We start from the raw sequence: 22676 nt of genomic DNA, 5'->3' as shown, positions 1-22676 counted from the left end.
AGCGAGCATGACCGGTCACGTTGCCCAGGGCTCCTCCTCCCCGGCTCTGAAGGCGCCGCCGACGCCGTGGCCGACGCGGCGCCTGGGGCCGTTCGAGGTCTCCGCGATCGGCCTGGGCTGCATGAACGTCTGCCACGCTTACGGCGAGCCGCTGTCGGAGGCCGACGCCGCGCGGCTGCTCCTCGCCGCGCTGGAGGCGGGCGTGACGCACTTCGACACCGCGGCGCTGTACGGCTTCGGCCTGTCGGAGGAGTGGATCGGCCGCCATCTGGCGCCGCACCGCCAGCGCTTCGTGCTGGCCAGCAAGTGCGGCATGACCGGCGAGCCCGACGAGCGCGGCGTCAAGGTGCGCGTCATCGACGGCCGGCCCGCCACGCTCAAGGCCACCTGCGATCAGGCGCTCAAGCGCCTGCGCACCGACGTCATCGACCTGTACTACCTGCACCGCTGGGACAAGCGCGTGCCGATCGAGGACAGCGTCGGCGCGCTGGCCGACCTGGTGCGGCAGGGCAAGATCTTGGCCATCGGCCTGAGCGAAGTCTCGGCCGCGACGCTGCGCCGCGCGCACGCCGTGCACCCGATCGCCGCGGTGCAGTCGGAATACTCGCTGTGGACGCGCAACCCCGAGATCGCGGTGCTGGACGCCTGCCGCGAGCTGGGGGTGGCCTTCGTCGCCTTCAGCCCGCTGGGGCGGGGCGTGCTGACGGCCAGCCCGCCCGATCCGGCGGCGTTCCACCCGAAGGACATCCGCCGCGCCATGCCGCGCTTTGCCCCCGAGCACTGGCCGCGCAACCTGCGCCTGCAGCAGCGGCTGGCGGCGCTGGCGCGGCAGGCCGGTTGCACCCCGGCGCAACTGGCGCTGGCGTGGGTGCTGGCGCGCGGGCCGCACGTGCACGCGCTGCCCGGCACCACGCGCATCGACCACCTGCAGGAGGATCTGCAGGCCCTGCGCGTGCAGCCCGAGGCGGCCCTGCTGGCCGAGCTGGACGCCACCTTCACCCCGCAGGCCGTCAGCGGCGCACGCTACAACGCCCAGGGCGAGGACGAGGTGGATACCGAGCGCTTCTGACACCCCCAGGGCGGTTGCCGCGCACCGCATCGGGGCCCGATCCGTGGAGACCGCAAGCCCATGAACCCGCACACCCCCGCGACGCGCACCATCCCCGGCACGCAACCCTTCGACGGCACGCTGGTCCAGCGCGGTTATGCGCTCAACAAAATGTGCTACTCCTTCAACGAGGCCGCCAACCGCGAGGCCTTCCGCGCCGACCCGGAGGCCTACATGGCCCGCTTCGGCCTGAGCGAGGAGCAAAAAGCCGCCGTGCGCAGCGGCCAGGTGCTGCGCATGCTGGCCGCCGGTGGCAACGCCTATTACCTGGCCAAGCTGGCCGGCATATTCGGCTGGGATATGCAGGACATCGGCGCGCAACAGACCGGCGTGACCAAGGCCGAGTTCCAAGCCAAGCTGGTGGCCGCCAACCAGCAGTGTTGAGGCCCACCGCCCCAGGAGACGTTCCCATGGCCCAGATCGTCGGTGGCTTGGCCACCTCGCACATCCCCGCGATCGGCAACGCGATTGCCAGAGGCAAGCAGGCCGAGCCGTACTGGAAGCCGTTCTTCGACGGTTTTCCCCCCATCCACGCCTGGCTGCGGCAGGTGCAGCCCGAGGTCATCGTCGTGTTCTACAACGACCATGGGCTGAACTTCTTCCTCGACAAGCTACCGGCGTTTGCCATCGGGGCCGCTGCCGAGTACCACCATGCCGACGAAGGCTGGGGCATTCCGACCACCGCGCCGCTGGCCGGTTGCCCGGAGCTGTCGTGGCACCTGGTCGAGCAGCTCACGGCGGCGGAATTCGACCTCACCGTCTGCCAGGAGATGCGGGTGGACCACGCCTGCACGATTCCGTTCTAACTGTTCTGGCCCGACCAACACCCCGCGCCGGTGGGCATCGTGCCCATCCATATCAACACGGTGCAGTTTCCCCTGCCGCCGGCCCGGCGCGTGTATGTGCTGGGGCGGGCAGTGGGGCGCGCCATCGGCCGCTGGGGCGACACCCGGCGCGTCGCCGTGATGGCCACCGGCGGGCTGAGTCACCAGTTGGAAGGCGAACGCGCGGGCTTCATCAACAAGCGCTTCGACCTGCAGTTTCTGCAAAGCATGGAGACCAACCCCGAGTGGGCCACCCAGTTCAGCGACCGCGAGCTGGTCGAATTGGCCGGGACGCAAGGGGTGGAGCTGTTGATGTGGCTGGCCATGCGCGCCGCACTCACCGAGGCCGGCAGCGGCGTGCGGCTGGTGCACCGCAACTACCACATCCCCATCTCGAATACCGCCACTGGCGTCATCGCGCTGGAAGCTGTGCCCTGATCGGCGCGCCCAGCGCCGGGCCCAGGGTCACGGGTGCCGTGGCCTCGGCCGCGCCGAGCTGAAACACCGCCACCGCCTGCAGCAGCCGCTGCGCCTGCTCGCGCAACGCCTCGGCCGCCGCGGCCGGACTGCTCCACCAGCGCCGCGTTCTGCTGCATGCTCTGGTCGAGCTGACCCATCGCGGCGTTGACCTGGCCGATGCCCTCGCTCTGCTCGCGTGCGGTGTGGGTGATCTCGCCGATCGTGTCGGCCACGCGCTGGATCGCCTGCACGATGTCGTCCATGGTTTGACCGGCCTGCTGCACTTGGGCGCTGCCGGCCTGCACCTTGGCGACGCTGGTCTCGATCAGGGTCTTGATCTCGCGTGCGGCCTAGGCGCTGCGCTGCGCCAGCGCGCGCACCTCGCCGGCCACCACCGCAAAGCCGCGCCCGGCCTCGCCGGCGCGCGCGGCCTCCATCGCGGCATTGAGCGCCAGGATGTTGGTCTGGAACGCGATGCCGTCGATGACGCCGATGATGTCGGCGATCTTCTGGCTGCTGGTCTGAATATCGGCCATCGTGCTGACCACCTGCGCCACCGTCTCGCCGCCGCGGCGTGTGGTGTCGGCGGCCTGCGCGGCCAGCTCGTTGGCGCTGCGCGCCGCATCGGCACTGTGTTGCACGCTGTCGGTCAGGTGCTGCAGGCTGGCGCCAGTTTGCTGCAGGCTCGCCGCCGCGCTCTCGGTGCGGCGGCTCAGGTCCTGCGTGCCGCCCGCGATCTCGCCCGCGGCGTTTTCGATCTGCTGCACGGCGCCGCGGATGCCGCTGACGGCGCTGGCGATGCGGCCGATGACGTCCTTGAGCCGCGGCGCCAGCGGCGTCGTGGCGCGCAGGTGGGCCACGTCCAGCACCGCATGCCCGCCGCGGGACAGGCTGTCGGCCAGCGCGGCCACTTCGGCGTTGTCGCGCACCTGGCGCGCCAGCCACCGGAACATCACCTCGAAGCCGGTCTGCACGACCACGTACCCCGCATGCAGGAGGATGACCGGGAAGTTCGGCTCGCTCAGGCAGTACGAGCCCCAGCCGGCCGCCTCCAGGCGGTCGAACGCTACGTGGTGCACCGCGAACAGCGCCGCCGACCACACCACCGGGCGCCAGTCCAGGTAGGTCGTCAGCAGCGCCAGCGTCACGAACACGCCGAAGTGGAACTCGATCATCCCCGCCGAGACCTAGATGTGCAGCATCACCAGCGTCGACAGCGACGTGGCCAGCAGCAGCCGGCCGGCCAGCGTTCCGCGCAGCGCCGCAAAGCCGATCGCCCCCGGCAGCGACAGGCCGACCAGCCACGCCAGCTCCGCCCCCAGGCTCAGAAGGTATGAACAAATCCCCTTTGACATCGGTTATGGTGCTGGACATGAAGACCGAGGCCAAGCCGATGCGAGGGGTGCAGCCCGGCGCTGCGCTGTTTGAGGATCTGCCGCTGCCGGCGCAGGCGCCGCAGCCGCAGGGCAAGGTGGTGCGCGGCAAGCCGCGCGTGCGCAGTGTGCAGCGCCATCAGGTGGAGCTGCGCGCCTGCGATCTGGAGTCGCTGCTGCCGCCGGATCACGCCGCGCGCGCGGTCTGGAGCTTCGTGCAGGGGCTCGATCTTGAGCCGCTGTATGCGCGCATCCGCTCGGTGCAGGGGCATGCCGGGCGAGCGGCGATCGATCCGGCGCTGCTGGTGGCGCTGTGGCTGTATGCGACCTTGGGGGGGGTGGGCTCGGCGCGGCAGATCCAGCGCCTGTGCGCCAGTGAGGATGCCTGGCGCTGGCTGTGCGGCGGGGTGCATGTCAACCACCACACGCTGGCGGACTTTCGCACCCGGCATGTGGCCTGGCTGGATGAGCAGCTCACGCGCAGCGTGGCCGCGCTGATGAAGGCGGGGCTGGTGACGATGCAGTGAGTGGCGCAGGACGGGCTGCGCGTGCGCGCGCACGCCAAGGCCGCCAGCTTTCGGCGCGAGCCCAGCCTGCGCGCGCTGCTGGAGCAGGCGCGCCAGCAGGTCCAGCGGCTCAAGCGCGAGCTGCACGAGGATGCGGCCGCAAGCCAGCGCCGCCGCCAGGCCGCGCAGGCGCGCGCGGCGCAGCAGCGCCAGCAGCAGCTGCAGCACGCGCTGGCGGTGCTGCAGCAGATGCAGGCCGAGGCCAAGGCCAAGACCACGCAAGCCGCCGCGGCACACCCCGCGCAGGGTGGTGAGGAAGAGCCGCCCAGCTCCCAAGACCCCAAGCTCAGCCAGCTGCGCGTCAGCACCACCGATGCGCAGGCACGCGTCATGAAGATGGCCGACGGCGGCTTTCGCCCCGCCTTCAACGTCCAGCTGGCGGTGGATGTGGCCAGCCAGGTGATCGTCGGCGTTGAGCTGTGCAACCACGGCAGCGACAGCGGGCTCATGCAGCCGATGCACCAGCAGCTGCAGCAGCGCTATGCCCGCATTGCGCCGCAGTGGCTGGCCGATGGGGGCTACGTCAACCTGGCCGACATCGAAGCGCTGGATCGGCAAGGCACGCAAGCCTGGGTGCCGCTGCCAGCCAGCCGCAAGCCGGCCAGCGACCCCCATGCGCCCAAGCGCGGCCACAGCCCCGCCATTGCCCAGTGGCGCGCGCATGGGCACGCCGCAGGCCGCCTCGATCGATAAGCCGCACGCCAGCCGCGTGGAGTGCGTCAACGCCCAGCTGCGCCGCCGCGGGCTGCTGCGCTTCAACGTCTGCGGCCTGCTCAAGGCGCAGGCCGTGCTGCTGTGGCATGCGCTGGCGCACAACCTGCAGCGCATGCTCAGCCTGCAGGCCGCTGCGGCCACCACGGCAGCAGCAGCGGGCTGACAAGGCCGCAGCCCCTTGCCGCAGCATGCGCCGCAACGGCTGCGACCTTGCCCCAGCGTGCAGCGCCTGCGCGCATCGCGCCAACCCTGATGCCGTCTCGACCAAGCCGACGCGCAGCACAGCAAACCGCACCGCGCAGGGCTCCTGCGGCTTGGTGGCACGAAAGTTCAATTCCTTCACAACTTCTCAGGCTCGGACGCTGCATCAGCAGCAGGATCGGTACGGAGGCGGCGGCGTACAGTGCCAGCGCGATCAGCATCGCGAGATCGCCGCGGCGGTAGATCGCCATCAGCGGGTCTGCAGGGCGGGGGCGGTCGTCACGGGGCAACTCCGGGTGGGCCGAAAGGGGAGGGGCGGCGCCGATCCGCGGACCGGCATCGCCCCCTCCCCGCAAGCGCGTCTTCTTCAGATCGGCAAGTGCCGCCGATTTTCTTGACGGCGCCGTGATCAGTGTCAAAGGTTGTCGAGGAAGCTGCGCAGCTTCTCCGAGCGGCTCGGGTGCTTGAGTTTGCGGATCGCCTTGGCCTCGATCTGACGGATGCGCTCGCGCGTGACGTCGAATTGCTTGCCGACCTCCTCCAGCGTGTGGTCGGTGGACATTTCGATGCCGTAGCGCATCCGCAGCACCTTGGCTTCGCGCGGGGTGAGGGTGTCGAGCACTTCCTTGACCACCTCGCGCAGGCCGGCCTGCATGGCCGCATCCACTGGCGCGACGTTGGTGGTGTCTTCGATGAAGTCGCCCAGGTGGCTGTCGTCGTCGTCGCCGATCGGGGTTTCCATGGAGATCGGCTCCTTGGCGATCTTCATGATCTTGCGGATTTTGTCCTCCGGCATGCCCATCTTTTCCGCCAGGATCGAGGCGTCCGGCTCCACGCCGAATTCCTGCAAATGCTGGCGGCTGATGCGATTCATCTTGTTGATCGTCTCGATCATGTGCACCGGGATGCGGATGGTGCGCGCCTGATCGGCGATCGAACGGGTGATGGCCTGCCGGATCCACCAGGTGGCGTAGGTCGAAAACTTGTAACCGCGACGGTATTCAAATTTGTCCACCGCCTTCATCAGGCCGATGTTGCCTTCCTGAATCAAATCGAGGAATTGCAGCCCCCGGTTGGTGTATTTTTTGGCGATTGAAATCACCAGCCGCAGGTTGGCTTCGATCATTTCGCGCTTGGCCTCGCGCGACATGGCTTCGCCGTCGTTCATGCGCTTGTGGATGGCCTTGAGCTCTTCCAGCGGCACCACCACCTGCGCTTGCAAATCGATCAGCTTTTGCTGCAGCTCGTGAATGGCCGGGATGTTGCGCCCGAGCACGGCGCTCCATGGCTTGCCGGCGGCGGCTTGCTGCTCCACCCAGCCCAAGTCCAGCAGGTGCGGCGGAAATTCGGCGGCGAATTTTTCCTGCGGCATGCCGCATTTATCGACGATGATCTTGCGCAGCTCACGCTCGACCTTGCGCACCGTCTCAACCTGCTGGCGCACCGTTTCGCACAGCGTTTCGATGGCTTTGGCGGTGAAGCGGATGCTCATCAGCGTTTCGGTGATGCGCGCCTGCACTTCGCGGTAGCGCGGCGTGCCCCAACCTTCGCTGTCGCCGATGCGATTCAGCTCTTCGTAATGGCTGCGGATGAGGTCGAAACGGCGCAACGCTTCTTGCTTGAGCTCCTCCATTTTGCGCGTCAGCGCCTTGGAGCCGCCCTTGCCGTCGTCGTCGTCCTCATAGTCGTCGAAGTCTTCCTCGGCGACGTAGTCATCGGCTTCGTCGCGGTCGGTGAAGCCATCGACGACGCTGGAAATGATGGTGGCGCCGGCTCGAATGTCGTCGGCCATTTTGAGGATGTCGCGGATGGTGGCCGGCGACTCCGAAATCGCCGCCATCATTTCGTGCAGGCCGCGCTCGATGCGCTTGGCGATTTCGATTTCGCCCTCGCGCGTCAGCAGCTCCACCGAGCCCATTTCGCGCATGTACATGCGCACGGGGTCGGTGGTGCGGCCAAATTCGCTATCGACGGTGGACAGCGCCGCTTCGGCTTCTTCCTCAGCCTCTTCTTCGGTGGTCACGGCGGCTGAGGCGCCGGTCAGCAGCAGCGTCTCGGTGTCGGGGGCTTGCTCGTAAACCGCCACTCCCATGTCGTTGAGCAGCGAAACCACCACTTCCAACGTTTCTTGCTCGACCAATTTGTCGGGCAGGTGGTCGTTGATTTCGGCGTGGGTCAGATAACCGCGCGTTTTGCCCAGCTTGATCAGCGCCTTGAGTTTTTCGCGGCGCAGCTTGGCTTCTTCTTCCGTCAAAACGGTGTCGTCCAGGCCGAATTCCTTCATGAGCGCACGCTCTTTGGCCTTGGACAGCTTCATGCGCAGCGGCTTGGCCTTTTCGGCTGGCTCCGCCTCGGCTGCCTCGATGTCATCGGGCAGCGCCTCGACATCGTCTTCGACCAGTTCCTCGTCCAAGTCGGCCAGATCGGCGTCGGCGAACACGTCCTCGTCGTCGCTGGCCTTGGCCTTGCGCCCGCGCTTGGCGCTGGCTTTGGCGCTGCCTTGGGTCGAGCTGGCGCGGCTGTTGGACGCTTTGCTGCGGCTGCGCGCAGGACGCGCCTGCGCCTGGGATGGGCTCGCCGTCTCGCCGTCGGTCGAGGCGTTGGCGGTGGCCGCAGTGTCCGTACCGACGAGGGTTTGCGGCGCTGGATCGGCGGCGGCGCGAGCCGCTTTGCGGCTGGTGCTGCGCTTGCGCGCGGCGCTGGCCGCAGCCGGCGCAGCAGCTTGGGCTTCGGTTTCGGCGGGGGCGGTTTTCGTGCTACGGTTGCTCACGGCAAACGCTCTCCATTCGGCTCCAAGCCGGTCAAGCAAAGACTAGGGATCCAGGACGCCCGGCCGTCCGACCCTTGAGGGGGCGGACACGGTCGCTCAACCCCTTTGAAGATGGGGCTGGCGAGGCGGCTTTGCAAGCAAAAAGGACACGCATCAAGGGTTCACCCTGACGAAATCGCAGCCGAGCCACCCCGCAACCGCCGGGGCGCAGCGGGGCAGGGCCCATCACGCGGTTGCAGGCGCCAAACGTCCATGGATCGTGACGGGCTGCGCTGGCATGGGCGAAACTCTTCATTATACCGTTTCACCTTTTTCTTGCAGCGCTAAACGTTCAGCCTGAACACGGCGGTAGTGTTGCAACGCCGTGGGGTCATGTTGGCTGCGCGCCAACCATTCGGTTTCTTGAGCTTTGAGGTGTTCGATGCGCAGTCGGCGCAACAGTTCGCGCAGCTCGTGTCGCAGCTCGGACAGCTCGGGGGCATCCTCGGCTGGGCGGGCCAGGGCCCAGGCGCTATCGTAAAGCGCCAGCGCCAAGGCTTCGAAGGGCTGGCCGCGCAGCCCCTCGCGCAGCACCGCCCAGGGCTGAGCGCCGTGCTCCAGCCACTGGGCTTCCAACCAGGCAAACAGCGGGCCGTGCGGCGGCGGCTGCTGCGCCAGCAAGGCGTGGTCGTCGGCGGTGAGCCACTCCCACGCTTGCGGCGTGGTTAGCACCAGCCGGGCGATGCGGTCGTTGCGATTTAGCCAGCCCCGCGCGGCGCGTTGCGCCTGCGCCGTGCGGGGGCCGGACGGCGGCAGCGGGCTTGCCTGCGCCCCTGGGGCCGTGGCGCGGGGCGCAGTGGGCGCGGGCGTCCACGCGGCAGTGGCGGCGCGCCCCGCCCCCGGCGGGAGCGATGAGCGGCCGGCGGGCCCCGATCCGCGCGCGGTGGGCTGGGCATCATCCCAGAGCTGTTGCAATTCGCGCACGTCCAGCCCGGCCAAATCGGCCAGCTCATGCAGGAGCTGGCGCTTCAGCGCCCCTTCGGGCAGCGCCTGCCACAATGGGCGCGCCTGCGCGGTGGCGCGCGCGCGGCCTTCGGCGGTGGCCAGGTCGCAGCCTTGGGCGGCCACCTCCAGCACGAAGCGGCTCAGCGGTGTGGCCTCAGCCAACGCGGCGGTCATGGCCTGCGCGCCGTGGGCGCGGATGAAACTGTCAGGGTCATGCTCGGGGGGCAGAAAGAGAAAACGAAAACGCCGCGTGTCGCTGGCCCAGGGCAGGGCTGCGCTGAGCGCCCGCTGCGCGGCGCGCCGTCCGGCGGCGTCGCCGTCGAAGGCAAACACCACGTCGTCGGTGAAGCGCAGCAGCTTGCGCACGTGCTGCGGCGTGCAGGCGGTGCCCAGGGTGGCCACGGCGTGACCCAGGCCCAGCTGCGCCAGCGCCACTACGTCCATGTAGCCCTCCACCACCAGCGCGCAGCCGGCCTGGCGGATGGCGCTGCGGGCCTCATAGAGGCCGTAGAGTTCCTCGCCTTTGTGAAACAGAGGGGTTTCCGGCGAGTTGAGGTATTTGGGCTCGCCGCCGTCGAGCACGCGTCCGCCAAAGCCGATTACGTCGCCTTTGACGTTGCGGATCGGAAACATGATGCGGTCGCGAAAGCGGTCGTGGCGTCGCCCCTGCTCGCCGTCACCCTCGATGACCAGGCCGCATTCGACCAGCCGGGCATCCGAATAGTCGGCAAACACGGTGGACAAAAACCGCCATTGCGCCGGGGCGTAGCCCAGGCCGTAGGTTTTGGCGATTTCGCCGGTGAGGCCGCGGCTTTTGAGATAGTCGATGGCGCGCGGGCTGGCCTTGAGCTGCGCGCGGTAGGCGCGCGCGGCTTGGGCCATCAGCTCGGTCAGTGACTGTTGCGCACGCCGCAGGGCCGCTTCGCGAGCCCGTTCTTGAGGAGAGCGTTCGTCTTGCGGCACCGTCAGCCCGAGCTGGGCGGCCAAATCGTGCACCGCCTCGCGGAAGGTGGCGCCGGTGTGCGCCATCAGGAAATCAATCGCGTTGCCGTGCGCGCCGCAGCCGAAGCAGTGGTAGAACTGTTTGCTCGGGCTGACCGTAAAAGAAGGGGTCTTTTCCTGGTGAAAGGGGCACAGCCCCAAGTAGTTGGCGCCGCTTTTGCGCAGCGCCACGTGGCGCCCGATGACCTCCACCACATCGGTGCGCGCCAGCAACTCCTGAAGGAACGATGGCGGGATGCTCACACCCGCATTGTCCGGCATGACGCCGCAAGCCGCCGCGTGCCGGCGCCAAGCTCAGGCCGGTGGCGTCGGCTGCGCGCGCGCCAGCGCTTCGAATTGCCCCACCGGCATGGGGCGTCCGTAGCGGTAGCCCTGCAGTCCATGGCAGCCGTGGTGCAGCAGGTAGCGCTCCTGATCTTCGGTTTCCACCCCTTCGGCCAACACCTGCATTTGAAGTTGGCGTCCGAGCGCGATGATGGTGGTGATGATGGCTTCATCCTGACGGCTGTGCTGGCCCAGACGCGCCACAAACCGTTGGTCGATTTTGATGGTGTCAAACGGCAGCTCGGCCAGATACGCCAGCGAGGAGTATCCGGTGCCGAAATCGTCCAGCGCCAGCGACACGCCCAGCGCGTCCAGCGCCTGCAGCGTGCGGCGTGCGGCCTCCAGGTCGCCGAGAAAGACCGATTCGGTGATTTCCAACTCCAACAGTTGGGGTGGGATGCGGTGTTGCTCGATGACCTGTCGCACGTGTTCGGCCAGCTGAGGATCGCGGAACTGGCGGGCGCTAACGTTGACCGACAGGCGCAGCCCCGCCAGCGCTGCCTCACTTTGCCAGCGCTGCAACAAGGCGGCAGCCTGCTGCAAGACCGCGTTGCCCAGCGGCACGATCAGGCCGGTTTCTTCGGCCAGTGGAATAAACGACCCGGGCGCCATCAGGGTGCCGTCTTCACGCGGCCAGCGCACCAGCGCTTCGGCGCCCAGCAGCCGCCCGCCCGCGTCCACCTGGGGCTGCAGGTAGAGCTGCAAGGCGCCGGTGTCGATCGCCCGCGCCAGCTCCAGTTGCAGCTGGTGACGCTGGCGCACCGCGGCTTCCATCTCGGGGTCGAAGAAAGCCACGCCATTGCGCCCGGCCTGCTTGACGCTATACATGGCCAGATCGGCGGCCTTGAGCAGCTCTGTGGCTTCGACCGGGGCGTCGCCGTAGAGCGCGATGCCGATGCTGAGCGTCAACGCCAGCTGGCGGTCTTGATGCAGCACGGGTTGGCGCAGCGCGGCGGCCAGCTTGTCCGCCACAACGCGCGCAGCCAGCGCCGCTTCGTCTCGGCATGTCCAGGAGGGCGGCAGCAGCACCAGGAATTCGTCGCCGCCCAAACGCCCGGGGGTGTCTTGCTCGCGCAGGGTGGCGCGGAGGCGCTCGCCCAGCGCGCGCAGCACGGCGTCACCCACGTCATGGCCGTGCGTGTCGTTGATGGTTTTGAAATGATCCAGATCCAAAAACAGCAGCGCGCCCCAGCGAGCGCTGCGGCGCGCCTGGTGCACGGCTTGCTGCAGCCGATCCAGCAGCAAGCGGCGGTTGGCCAGCCCGGTCAGCGGGTCGAAAAAGGCCAGATTTTCGATCTGCGCCTCGGCCTGTTTGCGCCAGCTGATGTCGGCGAAGATCGCCACATAGTGGCGCACCTGGCCGTGGGCGTCGGTGACGGCGCTGATGGTGAGCCATTCGGGGTAAATGCCGCCGTCTTTGCGGCGGTTCCAGATTTCGCCCTCCCAGTAACCGCGCTCGGCAAGCGCTTGCCACATGGCGCGGTAAAACGCCGTGTCTTGCCGGCCCGAGCGCAGCAGCTCGCCTGGCGTGCGGCCCAGGGCCTCGCTGGCTGTGTAACCCGTGATAGCCTGAAACGCCTGATTGACCCGCACGATGCGGCCCGCCGCGTCGGTGATCAGCACGCCCTGGCTGCTTTCAAAGGTCTTGGCGGTGATGGCCAGCTCCTCCAGCAAGGCCGACTTGTCGCGCAGCGCCTGGCGCACACGGCGTCGTTGCGCCCCCAGCACCGCCACCCCGATGAGCAGCGCCAGCATCCCCGCGGTGGCGGCGGCCAGCGCGGCGGCGTGGCGCTCCAAGGTTTCGCGCCAAGTCAGTTGCGGCACGCCAAAGGGGCGCACGCGCAGCTCACGCAGCACCAGCTCCACCGCGGCGTAGTTTTGCGGCGGCACGAAGCCGGCCAGCTCCCCCTGCTGCAGCGCGGGGTCGTCGTGCAGTTGCAGCAGGGCCAACATCAGCAGGCGCCGGGTATCGTCGTCCACGCTGGGCAAGACCGCCACCGGCCACTCGGGCACCAAGGGGGTGCTCACCGCCACCGGGTAGCCAGGCAAGGTCTGCGGCTGCAGCACACGCAACTGGCCCGCCGGAATGCGGCCACTGGCTTGCAGGGCTTCGAGCACGCCGTCGCGCACGAAACCCGCCTCCACTTGGCCGTGCAGCACCGCCAGCACCACGTTGTCTTGCGGCATGCCGATGCGCACCCATTCGATGTCGTCGTCGGCCAGGCCGCGGCGACGCAGCTCAAAGCGCTGCAGGTGCCAGCCGGCCAAGGATTCCTCGTGCGGCACCCCGACGCGCCGACGGCGCAAATCTTCCCAGCGCTGCAGCGTGCTGTCGGCGCGCACGACCACCGTGCCGCCAAAGGCTTCGGTGACGACGCCGTTGCGGCGCCGCCACACCGTGGCCAGCGCGTTGCTTAGGCCCTCGCTGTAGCGCAGCGCCACGTAATGGCCAGGGTTGGTGATGACCACGTCCAGCTCGCGCGCCCGCACCGCCGCATCCAGCGCCGGAAAATCCAGGATCCGAGCTTGTAACCGAAGGTTCGGCAGCCGGCGCTGCAACGCTTGCAGCACGGCCGCCCAGGCGCGCTCTTCCACCTCCCGCGGGCGGTAGGCCAGCACGCCGATGCGCAGCTCGTCGGGGTCGGCGCGGGCGGCGCGCGGCGTCAGACCCAGCAGTGTCCAGGCGCAGGTCGCGGCGAGGGCGAACATTGCCCGGCGGGGCAGCGTCGCGCGGTTCATGGCGGATCCTGCGCCGGCAGCGCGTCGGGGCTGATCAGCTCGGGGGCGACCCGGGGATGGGGCAGCAAGCCAACACCGAACAGAAAGCGGGCCAACGATTCGGCGGCTTGCTGCAGCGGCGCGGGGTGGCCCATCAGCCAATGGCGGTTGTCGTGCCAGCGCGTCAGGCGCAACCCGCGAAACGTGGCCATCACTTGCGCGGGCGCCACCCCGAGCCAGGGAGCCAGCCGCAGGCGCGCATCCACCGGCAGCTTCAGCAAGTGGCTCTGGGCCTGGAACGTGTGTCGCAGCAAGCGGCGCAGCGCGCGCGGCTGGCGCCGCAACGCGCCGGTGTGCGCTGCCAGCACGTCGGCAATCGGACGCTGCGCCGGCAACTGGCTGCTGTCAAACAACCGCCGCGCTCCCAGCGCTCGCAGCCGGGTGGCCACGGGTTCGTAGGTGACGAGCAGATCGACCGAGCCGTCCATGAAAGCGCGTTCGTGCTCGTCTGGCCGCACCGTCAGCATCTGCACGTCGTGCACGCCAAGATCGGCGTACTCCAGCCAGCTCAGGGCCATCAATTCGCCGAGCGCGCCGGCCTCACGACCGAGGCGGGCGCCACGCCAGCGCGCTGGATGCTCAAAGCCTGCTCGCGCCAGCACCACATCTGCGCCGTGCGAAAGGTTGAGCAGGCCCACCACGCGCAGTGCCAGCCCCTGAGCGTGCGCCAGCAGCACTTCATCCAGCGTTAACGCGGCCACTTGCGCCCGACCTTCAGCCAGCGCGGCGTGCGACGCGGTGGCTGAAGCTGTGGGCAAGCTGCGCAGTTGCCCGTCGTCCCACCAGCCTAGGCTGTCGGCCAGATGCAGCGGCGCATAGCCGGGCCAGGGGTGGTAGGCCACGGTCAGCGCCGGCTCGCGCCCGCAGCCCGACAGGGCTGCAGCCAACCCCGCCGCGCTACCCCCGAGGGCCACGCAGCGCAGCCAGGCGCGCCGCTGGAGGTTCATGCTTGCATCACGCGGTTTTTGCCGGCTCGCTTGGCGCGGTACATCGCCTGGTCCGCGCGCGCGATGGCGTTGGCCACCGGCTCGCCGGGGCGCAATTCGGTCACGCCAGCGCTGAACGTGATCAGCACCGGCTGCTCGCCGTGCAGGAAGAGGTGGGCGCTGAGGTCGCGCTGCAGGCGCTGCACCACCGCGGCAGCTTCATCCGGCGTGGTGTCGGGCAGCACGATGATGAATTCTTCGCCCCCGTAGCGGCCAACGGTGTCCTGAGGCCGCAGGCTGCGCCGCGCCACGTCGGCCAAATGCTTCAGCGCCGCATCCCCGGCCAGGTGTCCCAAGGTGTCATTGAGGCGCTTGAAATCATCCACATCCAATAGCGCGATGCAGACACGCGTGCCGGTGCGCTCGGCGCGGTGGGTTTCGCGGTCGATGGCGTTTTCCAGCCCCTTGCGGTTGAGCACCCCGGTCAGCAGGTCGTGCGTGACCAGCTCAGCCATCTGATCCAACTCGCGCCGCAGCCGCTGAACCTCGGCTTCGGCGCGGTCGGCGCGATCGCGCAGCTCGGTCAGCTCAGCCACCACGCGCTGCGTGTCGGTGGCAAAGGCGCGGGCGGTTTGGATGGCATCCTGCACCACCGGAGCCATGTCGGCCAGGCTCTGGGCGCGCTCCAGCGCCTGCGCGCAAGCTTCAAATTTGGCTTGATACTGACCGGTGCTGACGGCGGTTTGCGCCAGCCGCTCCAGAAAAGTAGCCAAAGTCTGGCGCATCAGCTCCTGCGCCCGCACTGTTTGTTCGCGCGCCTCGGCCTGCTTGACGATCACGTCTTTGAGCCGGGCTTGCAAATCTTCCAGCCGGCGCTGCGACAGCGGCGGTTGGGCGGCTTGCACCAAGGCTTGCAGCTGCTGGCGCAGCCAGGGGTTGTCGGGGCTGATGGCGTCGATGTGCTCCAACACCTGCCGCAGCAGACCCAGCAGCGCCTCACGCACGCCGAGCTGCTCATCCACCCCGAAGGAGAGCCGGAATGCGTAGTCGGCCAGCATGCGGCGCAGGGTGGGGGCGTGATGCTGCTCCAGCCGCAGGTAGCGCACCAGCTCTTCGCCCATTTCGCGCAGGCGGGCATCATCGGCAGCCACTAAAGGCAGCGTCAAGTCGATGACGCGCGCAGCGGGCTCGGCGATGTCGGGGCTGATCGGGATCGAGGCTGCCTTTTCGTCGGCATGGGGCGCGGGCTCGGCAGAGTCGGGCGGCTGCGCCGTTGCAGGGGGCGTCGCACTTGGAGGAGGGGGGGACGAGGCGGCGCCGAGGTGTTGCACCAGCAGTTTTTCGAGATCGTCCCAACTGTGGCGCGTCACCGCCCGGTTGAACAACGTTTTGAAGCGCAGTTGGGCTGGCGTGCGCTCCGGCAACGCTTGGCCGATTTGGCGCAGCTGCGCCAAAGGGAAGGGCTGCAGCGGGCGCGTGCCGGCCACCTCGTGGTAGGCGGCCTGGAAGTTGTCGGGCGTGGGCGGCAGCCGTCGCGCCGCCAGCAGGCGTACCGCTTCGCGCGCAATTTCTTGAGGGGTGGAGGCCGGGCTGCCCATACGCAAAAGTATAGGTCGCCGCTAACGGGCCGTCGGCTGCCACGGCGCTGGCCAAGCTGGGTCAATCGCACGCTGCCGCTGCGGCGTAGGCTGGATCAGCGCGGCGGCAGGCGGATCGCGCCGTCCAGTCGGATGACTTCGCCGTTGAGCATGTCATTTTCAATGATGTGCTCAACCAGCCGGGCAAAATCCTCGGGCCGACCGAGGCGAGAGGGAAACGGCACTGAGGCCGCCAGCGCTTCTTGCACGCTTGGGGGCATCCCGAACAACATCGGCGTGCCAAAGATGCCGGGGGCGATCGTCATGTTGCGGATGCCAACCTGCGCCAGGTCGCGCGCGATCGGCAGCGTCATGCTCACCACGCCGCCTTTGGAGGCGCTGTAGGCGGCCTGGCCAATCTGGCCTTCAAAGGCCGCCACCGAGGCGGTGGAGACGATCACGCCACGCTCGCCGGTGGGCTCGGGTTCGTTGACGCTCATGGCCGCTGCGGCCAGCCGGATCATGTTGAAGGTGCCGATGAGGTTGACCTGAATCACTTTGCTGAACAGCGCCAGGTCATGCGGGCCGCTCTTGCCAACGGTGCGCTGCGCCGGCGCGATGCCGGCGCAGTTGACCAGGCCCACGAGCTTGCCCTGCGTCAGCGCCTGATCCACCGCGTTTTGGGCGTCCGCTTCGGTCGTGACGTCGCAGCGCACGAAGGTGGCGCCGATTTCGGCGGCCACGGCGCGACCACGTTCTTCTTGCAAGTCGGCGATGACGACGCGACCGCCCTGCGCGGCCAGCCTGCGCGCCGTGCCTTCGCCAAGGCCGGAGGCGCCGCCGGTGACGATGAAGACCTTGCCAGCAATGTCCATCGAGAGCTCCTCGAATAAGCTGTGACTTGACGTTAACGTCAACGTCAATCATAGGCGCAAAAAAAGCGCCGGCCTTGAGAGCGCGGCGCCAAGCACCCTTGCGGGCACTCTGCCAGGAGAGTCGTGGACGACGTCGGCGCAATCGGTTCAGGGATAGCCGACGCGATCAAGCATTTGCTGCACTTTGGGCAAGTTGCGCGCCACCACGTTCAACGGAATGGTGTCGGCCTTGAAGCGCTCGCCGCCGATGGCGCGCAGCGCGGGGTTGTCCACCTTGACGCCGCGCGCGGCGGGGTATTCGTTGTTGCCGTTGGCGAAATATTCTTGCGCCTGCGGGCTGGCCAGGAATTCCATGAAGGCGATGGCGGCGTCCAGGTTTTTGGCGTGGCGCGCCACCGCCGCGCCCGCGATGTTGACGTGCGTGCCGGTGGTGGCCTGGTTGGGGAAGACCACGCGCACGCGCTCGATCACGCGGCGGTCCTCCGGTTTGTCGGACTTGACCAAACGCGCCAGGTAGTAGCTGTTGGTCAGCGCCACCCCGCATTCACCGCTGGCCACGGCGCGGATCTGGTCAGTGTCGCCCCCTTTGGGCGGACGCGCCATGTTGGCCACCAGGCCGGCCAGCCATTGTTGGCCTTTTTCGTCGCCCAGCCGTTCCACCACGGTGGCAAACAGCGAAAGGTTGTAGGGATGCGAGCCGCTGCGCGTGCACAGCAGCCCTTTAAGCTTGGGGTCGGCCAATTGCTCGTAGGTGGCCACGTCCTCGGCTTTGACGCGCAGCGGGTCATAGACAATAACCCGGGCCCGGGTTGAAAAGCCGGTCCAGGTCACGCCGTCAGGCGTCGGGGCCGCTCGTAGCTCAGGGGGAATGGCCGCATCGAGTTTGGGCGATTTGATAGGGCGGAACAGCCCTTCAGCGTCGGCGCGCGCCATGCGCGCGGCATCCACCAGCAGCACCACGTCGGCGGGGGAGGCGGCGCCCTCGGCCCGCAGACGAGCGATGACGCCGTTGTCGTCGCTGTCCACCCGCTGCACCCGGATGCCGGTGGCTTGGGTGAACGCAGCGTAGAGCTGCTCATCCCCGGGATAATGGCGAGCCGAATAGACGTGCAAAACCTTGTCTTGAGCGTAGGTGAGCGGCGTGGCCAACGCGATCGTGGCCAGCAAGCCGCAGGTCAGGCGGCGGGTTAACCTGAAGGTGCCGTTGAAAGGCATGGGTGGAACTCCTCGTGCAGATGTCATGTCAAGGTCGGCGCAACGGCGCAGAGGGGGGCGTTTCATCCATGGCGTAGGGTGAACTTGCTTCATGCACCGTGACCGCTATATCCTACCACAAACGAGAATGATTTTTATTATGGAGAGGAGTGACCGGATGTTGTCATTCCCCGACCATGTCGGTCGTCGCCGTGTCCTGAGCTGGTCCGTGAGCGCAATGGGAGCGGCGCTGTTGGCCGGCTGTGCAGGGCCCCCGCCCGTGGCGCCGCCCGCGGTGGACACCACGCCGCTGCCGACGCCGACGCGTCCGCCCCGGCTGGGGTTGGCGCTCGGGGGCGGCGCAGCGCGCGGCTTTGCCCACGTCGGGGTGATCCAGGTGTTGGAGCGCGCCGGCATTCGGCCGGATGCGGTGGCGGGCACCTCCGCCGGCAGCCTGGTGGCGGCGCTGTATGCGCACGGCATGGACGGCGCGCAGCTGGAGCGCGCCGCGCTGGAAATGGAGGAGGCCACGATCGCCGACTGGACGGTGCCGCTGTTCAACCGCGGCCTGCTGCGCGGCGAGGCGCTGGCGCGCTACGTGCACCGCATGGTGCAAGGGCGGCTGATCGAGCAGGCGACGCTGCCGCTGGGCATCTTGGCCACCGACCTGGCCAGCGGACAGGGCGTGTTGTTTCGCCGCGGCGACACCGCCACCGCGGTGCGCGCCTCCAGCGCCGTGCCTGGCGTGTTTTCGCCTGTGACGATCGGCGGGCGCGCCTATGTCGATGGCGGGCTGGTGGCGCCGGTGCCGGTGGAGCAGGCGCGCGAGATGGGCGCGGAGCTGGTGCTGGCGGTGGACATCTCCAGCCCCGCCGAGCCGCTGGCGCAGACCGACCCGGTGCGCGTGCTGCTGCAGACCTTCACGATCATGGGGCAGACCATCAACCGCCACGTGCTGGCGCGCGCGGACGTGCTGGTGCGTCCGGCGCTGGACGGCATTGGCAGCGCCGACTTTGCGGCCCGCCAGCGCAGCATCGCGGCGGGCCGCGCGGCGATGGAGGCGGCCTTGCCGCGCCTGCGCCAGCAGTTGCAGGCGCGCCGCGTGCCGCTGTCCAGCTAAAAAAGCCCCCGAGCCTTGCGGGCCGGGGGCCAAGGGTCCCTGAAAGTTCAGGACTCGAAGAGACCCGAGGAGACAACTGGGAAGCAACGGGAAGGCATCACCCGCTGCGGCGCCCCGCACGCGCGCGGCTGCCGGCTTGCGGTGCGATAGCCTGCGCCAAATCGGTGGCCGCTTGGTGAACTTGTTCGGAGGCTGCCTCGGCTTGGCGCTCGGCCAAATCGGCAGCCTGACGCAGCGCCTGTTGGACGGCGGCCACGGCCTGGGTGGCGGCCTGCACGGTGTGCCGCAAGGTTTCTACCGCCGGCTCGGTGCCGGCGGGCGCGTTGCGGGCCACATTTTCGACCACGGCTTGCAATTTGGCCTGAGCCTGAGCCGATTGCTCTTCGGCCGCCTGGGCCAAGGCGCCGCCAGTGTCTTGCACGATTTGCATTAGCCGCCGGCTGTAGTCCAGCGTTTTTTCGGCCAGCGGCTGGATCAATGCGGCCTGTTGTTGCAGCAGTTGCTGCGCATCGCGCACCGACAGCAGCGCCTGCGTTTGATCCGCCGCGTCGCGCAGCGCGGCGCGGGTGGCTTGCAGGTTGAGTTCCACCAGCTTTTCCACCCCTTCCAGCGCCTGGCGCGTCAGGCCAAAAAGCGTTTCCGCATGCGCTTTGTGCACGGCGGCCAGTTGTTCGGGGGTGAGCATGGCGTCCTCCTGAAATGCCTTTGCTGCGGCGCAGCATTTGACTCATTATAAAAGTTGTCACGATTTTGGCAAGCCCACCGGGTGCAAGCGGCTTTGGCACACTGGCGGCGATGCTGGTGTTTTACGCTACCGAGTTCGTGCTTCCGTTGCCGCCGGGCCATCGTTTCCCGATGGAAAAGTATCGGTTGCTGCGCGACGCGCTGGCCGCCGATGCCGCCTTTCGGCTGCGGCAGGCTTTGCCGGCCAGCGACGGCGAGCTGGCGCTGGCGCACACGCCGGCCTACATCGAGGCGGTGCAGCAGGGCACGCTGCCCGCGGCGGCGCAGCGCGAAATCGGCTTTCCGTGGAGCCCGGCGATGGTGGAGCGCGCGCGCCGCTCGGTCGGCGCCACCGTGCAGGCGGCGCGCGCCGCGCTGCTGGATGCCGAGGGGGTGGCGGCCAACATCGCCGGCGGCACGCACCACGCCTACGCGGACAAGGGCGGGGGCTTTTGCGTCTTCAACGACGCGGCGGTGGCCGCGCGCCTGATGCAGGCCGAGTGGGCGCGCCGCAGCCCGGCGGCGCGCGCGCGCACGCTGCGGGTGGCCATCATTGACCTCGACGTGCACCAGGGCAACGGCACCGCGCGCATCTTCCGCGACGACCCGACGGTGTTCACGCTGTCGCTGCACGGGGCGCGCAACTTTCCGTTCCGCAAAGAGCCAAGCGACCTCGACGTCGAGCTGCCGGACGGCTGCGGCGACGACGACTACCTGACGGCGCTGGAGCAGGCGCTGCAGGAGCTGGAGCGCCGCTTCGAGCCGGATCTGGCGCTCTACCTGGCCGGGGCCGACCCGCACGAGGGCGACCGGCTCGGGCGGCTGAAGCTGACCGACGACGGCATGGAGGCGCGCGACCGGCGCGTGTTCGAATGGCTTTGGCAGCGCCGCGTGCCGGTGGCGATGGCCATGGCCGGCGGCTACGGTCACGACATCGCCACCACGGTGCGCGTGCAGCGGCGCACCTTTGCGGTGGCGCTGGACTATTGGCGGCGCTGGCGCGCGCAACGCGCAAGCCGGCCCGCGGCAAGCCCAGCGTCGCCGGCGTGATGCGGCCTGCCCGCATGAGAGTGGCAGAATGCCCAAGCTGGGGCGCTTGCCGCCTGGCGGGCTTGCAGCCAGGGAGCCGGGGCTGATCGTTGCGTCGCCCATCCTGCAGTGCTGTGGCCGTGGCGCCATCAAAAGCTTGGGTCATGGAGGGTTCATGATGGCCGATTCCGCTTGGACGACTTTGCCGCCGTTGGAGCTGGATCCGCTGCGCGCCGAGCGGCGCGCGCTCGACCCGACGCAGGTGGAGGCGGCGATCGTCTCGCGCCGCTCGGTGCGGGCGTTCCGCCCCGACCCGGTGCCGCGCGCGCTGCTGCAGCGCCTGCTGGCGGTGGCCGCGCGCGCGCCCTCGGGCACCAACACCCAGCCTTGGAAGGTCTACGTGCTGCAGGGCCGCGCGCGCGACGCGCTGTGCGAGCAGGTGTGCGCCGCGCACGACGCCATCCGCGCCAATCCGGCGCTGGCCGCCGAGTATCAGGAGCCGTACGACTACTATCCCAGCCGGTGGGTCAGCCCTTACCTCGACCGCCGGCGCGAAAACGGCTGGGGCCTCTACGGGCTGCTCGGCATCGGCAAGGGCGACAAGGACAGGATGCACGCGCAGCACCAGCGCAACTTCCGCTTCTTCGACGCGCCGGTGGGGCTGATGGTGACGATCGACCGCGTGATGGGGCGCGGCTCGCTGGTGGACACCGGCATGTTCCTGCAGAACCTGATGATCGTGGCACGGGCGCACGGGCTGCACACCTGCCCGCAGGCGGCGTGGAACCACTACGCGCGCATCATCCTGCCGCACATCGGCGCCTCGGATGACGAGCTGCTGGTGTGCGGCATGGCGCTGGGCTGGGCCGACGAGGACGCGCCGGTCAACCGTTTCGTGACGCCGCGCGAGCCGCTGGAGCGCTTCGTGCGCTGGGTCGAGTGAGGGCCGCGCACGCGGCAGGACCTAGGAGGAACGGGCGATGGCGGAGCAGGCGGGGAACGTGCGGCCGGCGGTGCTGGTGGCGCGGCGCATCTTTGCGGAAACGGTGGAGCGGCTGCGCGCGCACTTCGACGTCGAGACCAACGACGCCGACGACGAGTGGTCGCAGGAGGAGCTGATCCGCCGCCTGCAGGGCAAGGACGGCGCGCTGCTGACCGGCACGCAGCGGGTGGATGCGCCGCTGCTCGAGGCCTGTCCGCGGCTGCGCATCGTCGCCAACATGACGGTGGGCTACAACAATTTCGACGTCGCGGCGCTGGATGCCGCCGGCGTCGTCGGCACCCACGCGCCGGACGTGCTGACCGAGACGACGGCGGACTTCGGCTTTGCGCTGCTGCTGGCGGCGGCGCGGCGGCTGACCGAGAGCGAGCGCTTCCTGCGCGCCGGCCAGTGGCGGCGCTGGAGCGTGGACCTGTTCGCCGGGGCCGAGGTGCACGGCACGACGCTGGGCATCCTCGGCATGGGCCGCATCGGGCAGGCGATCGCGCGCCGCGGCGCGCACGGCTTCGGCATGCGCGTGCTGTATCACAACCGGCGCCGGCTGGATGCGGCCACCGAGGCGGCCTGCCGTGCCACCTGGGTGGACAAGGACACGCTGCTGCGCGAGTCCGACCACCTGGTGCTGGTGCTGCCGTACACGCCCGAGAACCATCACATCATCGGCGCGGCGGAACTGGCGCGCATGAAGCCGACCGCGGTGCTGGTCAATCTCGCGCGCGGCGGCATCGTCGACGACGCCGCGCTGGCCGAGGCGCTGCGGCAGCGGCGCATCGCCGCCGCCGGGCTGGACGTGTTCGAAGGCGAGCCCCACGTCCACCCTGGGCTGCTGGAGGTGCCCAACGTGGTGCTGACGCCGCACATCGCCAGCGCCACGGTGCCGACGCGGCGCGCGATGGCCGATCTGGCGGCGGACAACCTGATCGCCTTCCTGACGCAGGGGCGGGCGCTGACGCCGGTGAACCACCCGCCGCGGCGGCGCGGCTGAAAGCCGGGAACTTGGCCGTTGTTGTTGGAATCGCACGGCAGGCGGGGGCATGGCGTGAGCGGAGGAGCGCGACGCGGGCCGACCCTCCACAATTGTCGATTCCCTATTCTTCCAACCATGGCCCCATCGATGCAAGCCGTTGGC

At 68.8% G+C, this 22676-nt stretch carries 16 protein-coding genes and 3 pseudogenes; 8 read left to right on the top strand and 11 right to left on the bottom strand.

Translation table 11 applies throughout. The features are described from left to right. Positions 1 to 7: 7 nt before the first annotated feature. The 3 genes and pseudogenes from Talka_RS06105 to Talka_RS06095 all read left to right on the top strand — a co-directional run bounded on the left by Talka_RS06105 (position 8) and on the right by Talka_RS06095 (position 2370). The gene (locus Talka_RS06105; protein ID WP_143890231.1) at positions 8 to 1069 is read left to right on the top strand and encodes an aldo/keto reductase; all 1062 of its coding nucleotides are present in this window, start codon (positions 8 to 10) and stop codon (positions 1067 to 1069) included. A gap of 60 nt (positions 1070 to 1129) precedes the next feature. Next, positions 1130 to 1492: a protocatechuate 4,5-dioxygenase subunit alpha gene (locus Talka_RS06100; RefSeq protein ID WP_143890230.1), complete on the top strand. Its 363-nt coding sequence runs from the start codon at positions 1130 to 1132 to the stop codon at positions 1490 to 1492. A gap of 26 nt (positions 1493 to 1518) precedes the next feature. Further along, positions 1519 to 2370, top strand: a pseudogene (locus Talka_RS06095) (class III extradiol dioxygenase family protein). Here Talka_RS06095 and Talka_RS11920 read toward each other — a convergent pair. Then, positions 2345 to 3200, bottom strand: a pseudogene (locus Talka_RS11920) (methyl-accepting chemotaxis protein); the annotation flags it as partial. The pseudogenes Talka_RS06095 and Talka_RS11920 sit on opposite strands and share 26 nt — an antisense overlap. 378 nt (positions 3201 to 3578) lie before the next feature. Continuing rightward, the gene (locus Talka_RS11915) at positions 3579 to 3746 is read right to left on the bottom strand and encodes a hypothetical protein (RefSeq protein WP_185970084.1); all 168 of its coding nucleotides are present in this window, start codon (positions 3744 to 3746) and stop codon (positions 3579 to 3581) included. A 137-nt stretch (positions 3747 to 3883) separates the two neighbouring features. Here Talka_RS11915 and Talka_RS06085 point away from each other — a divergent pair. Further along, positions 3884 to 5207 (top strand): annotated as a pseudogene (locus Talka_RS06085) (IS1182 family transposase). Here the strand turns inward: Talka_RS06085 and Talka_RS06080 are convergent. From Talka_RS06080 to Talka_RS06045, 8 genes are all read right to left on the bottom strand, one after another. Next, positions 5161 to 5664 carry a hypothetical protein gene (locus Talka_RS06080; RefSeq protein ID WP_143890229.1) on the bottom strand — a complete coding sequence of 168 codons (504 nt, stop codon included), beginning with the start codon at positions 5662 to 5664 and terminating at the stop codon, positions 5161 to 5163. The pseudogene Talka_RS06085 and the gene Talka_RS06080 overlap by 47 nt on opposite strands. Then, positions 5661 to 8015 carry an RNA polymerase sigma factor RpoD gene (gene rpoD, locus Talka_RS06075; protein WP_143890228.1) on the bottom strand — a complete coding sequence of 785 codons (2355 nt, stop codon included), beginning with the start codon at positions 8013 to 8015 and terminating at the stop codon, positions 5661 to 5663. Before rpoD ends, Talka_RS06080 begins: the two co-directional genes overlap by 4 nt. A gap of 294 nt (positions 8016 to 8309) precedes the next feature. Beyond that, the gene (gene dnaG / locus Talka_RS06070; protein WP_143890227.1) at positions 8310 to 10244 is read right to left on the bottom strand and encodes a DNA primase; all 1935 of its coding nucleotides are present in this window, start codon (positions 10242 to 10244) and stop codon (positions 8310 to 8312) included. A gap of 51 nt (positions 10245 to 10295) precedes the next feature. Then, complete coding sequence (locus Talka_RS06065; protein ID WP_143890226.1) at positions 10296 to 13064, bottom strand: EAL domain-containing protein; 2769 nt, start codon at positions 13062 to 13064, stop codon at positions 10296 to 10298. Then, positions 13061 to 14050 (bottom strand): ABC transporter substrate-binding protein, encoded by a 990-nt coding sequence (locus Talka_RS06060; RefSeq protein WP_143890225.1) that lies wholly within the window; start codon positions 14048 to 14050, stop codon positions 13061 to 13063. The genes Talka_RS06065 and Talka_RS06060 overlap by 4 nt, the downstream gene beginning before the upstream one ends. After that, positions 14047 to 15627 (bottom strand): GGDEF domain-containing protein, encoded by a 1581-nt coding sequence (locus tag Talka_RS06055; RefSeq protein WP_143890224.1) that lies wholly within the window; start codon positions 15625 to 15627, stop codon positions 14047 to 14049. The genes Talka_RS06060 and Talka_RS06055 overlap by 4 nt, the downstream gene beginning before the upstream one ends. A gap of 95 nt (positions 15628 to 15722) precedes the next feature. After that, positions 15723 to 16481: a 3-hydroxyacyl-CoA dehydrogenase gene (locus Talka_RS06050; RefSeq protein WP_143890223.1), complete on the bottom strand. Its 759-nt coding sequence runs from the start codon at positions 16479 to 16481 to the stop codon at positions 15723 to 15725. 147 nt (positions 16482 to 16628) lie between these two features. Then, complete coding sequence (locus Talka_RS06045) at positions 16629 to 17696, bottom strand: extracellular solute-binding protein (RefSeq protein ID WP_143890222.1); 1068 nt, start codon at positions 17694 to 17696, stop codon at positions 16629 to 16631. Between the two features lie 217 nt (positions 17697 to 17913). On the opposite strand from Talka_RS06045, the gene Talka_RS06040 reads away from it, so the two are divergent. After that, complete coding sequence (locus Talka_RS06040; protein WP_143890330.1) at positions 17914 to 18795, top strand: patatin-like phospholipase family protein; 882 nt, start codon at positions 17914 to 17916, stop codon at positions 18793 to 18795. 97 nt (positions 18796 to 18892) lie between these two features. Here the strand turns inward: Talka_RS06040 and Talka_RS06035 are convergent, their stop codons facing one another. Continuing rightward, positions 18893 to 19480: a phasin family protein gene (locus Talka_RS06035; RefSeq protein WP_143890221.1), complete on the bottom strand. Its 588-nt coding sequence runs from the start codon at positions 19478 to 19480 to the stop codon at positions 18893 to 18895. Between the two features lie 110 nt (positions 19481 to 19590). On the opposite strand from Talka_RS06035, the gene Talka_RS06030 reads away from it, so the two are divergent. The 3 genes from Talka_RS06030 (at position 19591) to Talka_RS06020 (ending at position 22532) form a co-directional block, all read left to right on the top strand. Next, positions 19591 to 20568: a histone deacetylase family protein gene (locus tag Talka_RS06030; RefSeq protein ID WP_185970083.1), complete on the top strand. Its 978-nt coding sequence runs from the start codon at positions 19591 to 19593 to the stop codon at positions 20566 to 20568. Positions 20569 to 20722: 154 nt separating this feature from the next. Next, entirely contained in the window at positions 20723 to 21490 is a 768-nt protein-coding gene (locus Talka_RS06025; protein WP_246100597.1) for a nitroreductase, read from the top strand. 37 nt (positions 21491 to 21527) lie between these two features. After that, positions 21528 to 22532, top strand: coding sequence for a 2-hydroxyacid dehydrogenase (locus Talka_RS06020; protein WP_143890220.1), 1005 nt, complete (start codon positions 21528 to 21530; stop codon positions 22530 to 22532). Positions 22533 to 22676 lie beyond the last annotated feature (144 nt).

The organism is Tepidimonas alkaliphilus (assembly GCF_007556595.1).
GTDB lineage: Bacteria > Pseudomonadota > Gammaproteobacteria > Burkholderiales > Burkholderiaceae_C > Tepidimonas > Tepidimonas alkaliphila.
This window is presented reverse-complemented; position numbering and strand designations above follow the sequence as displayed.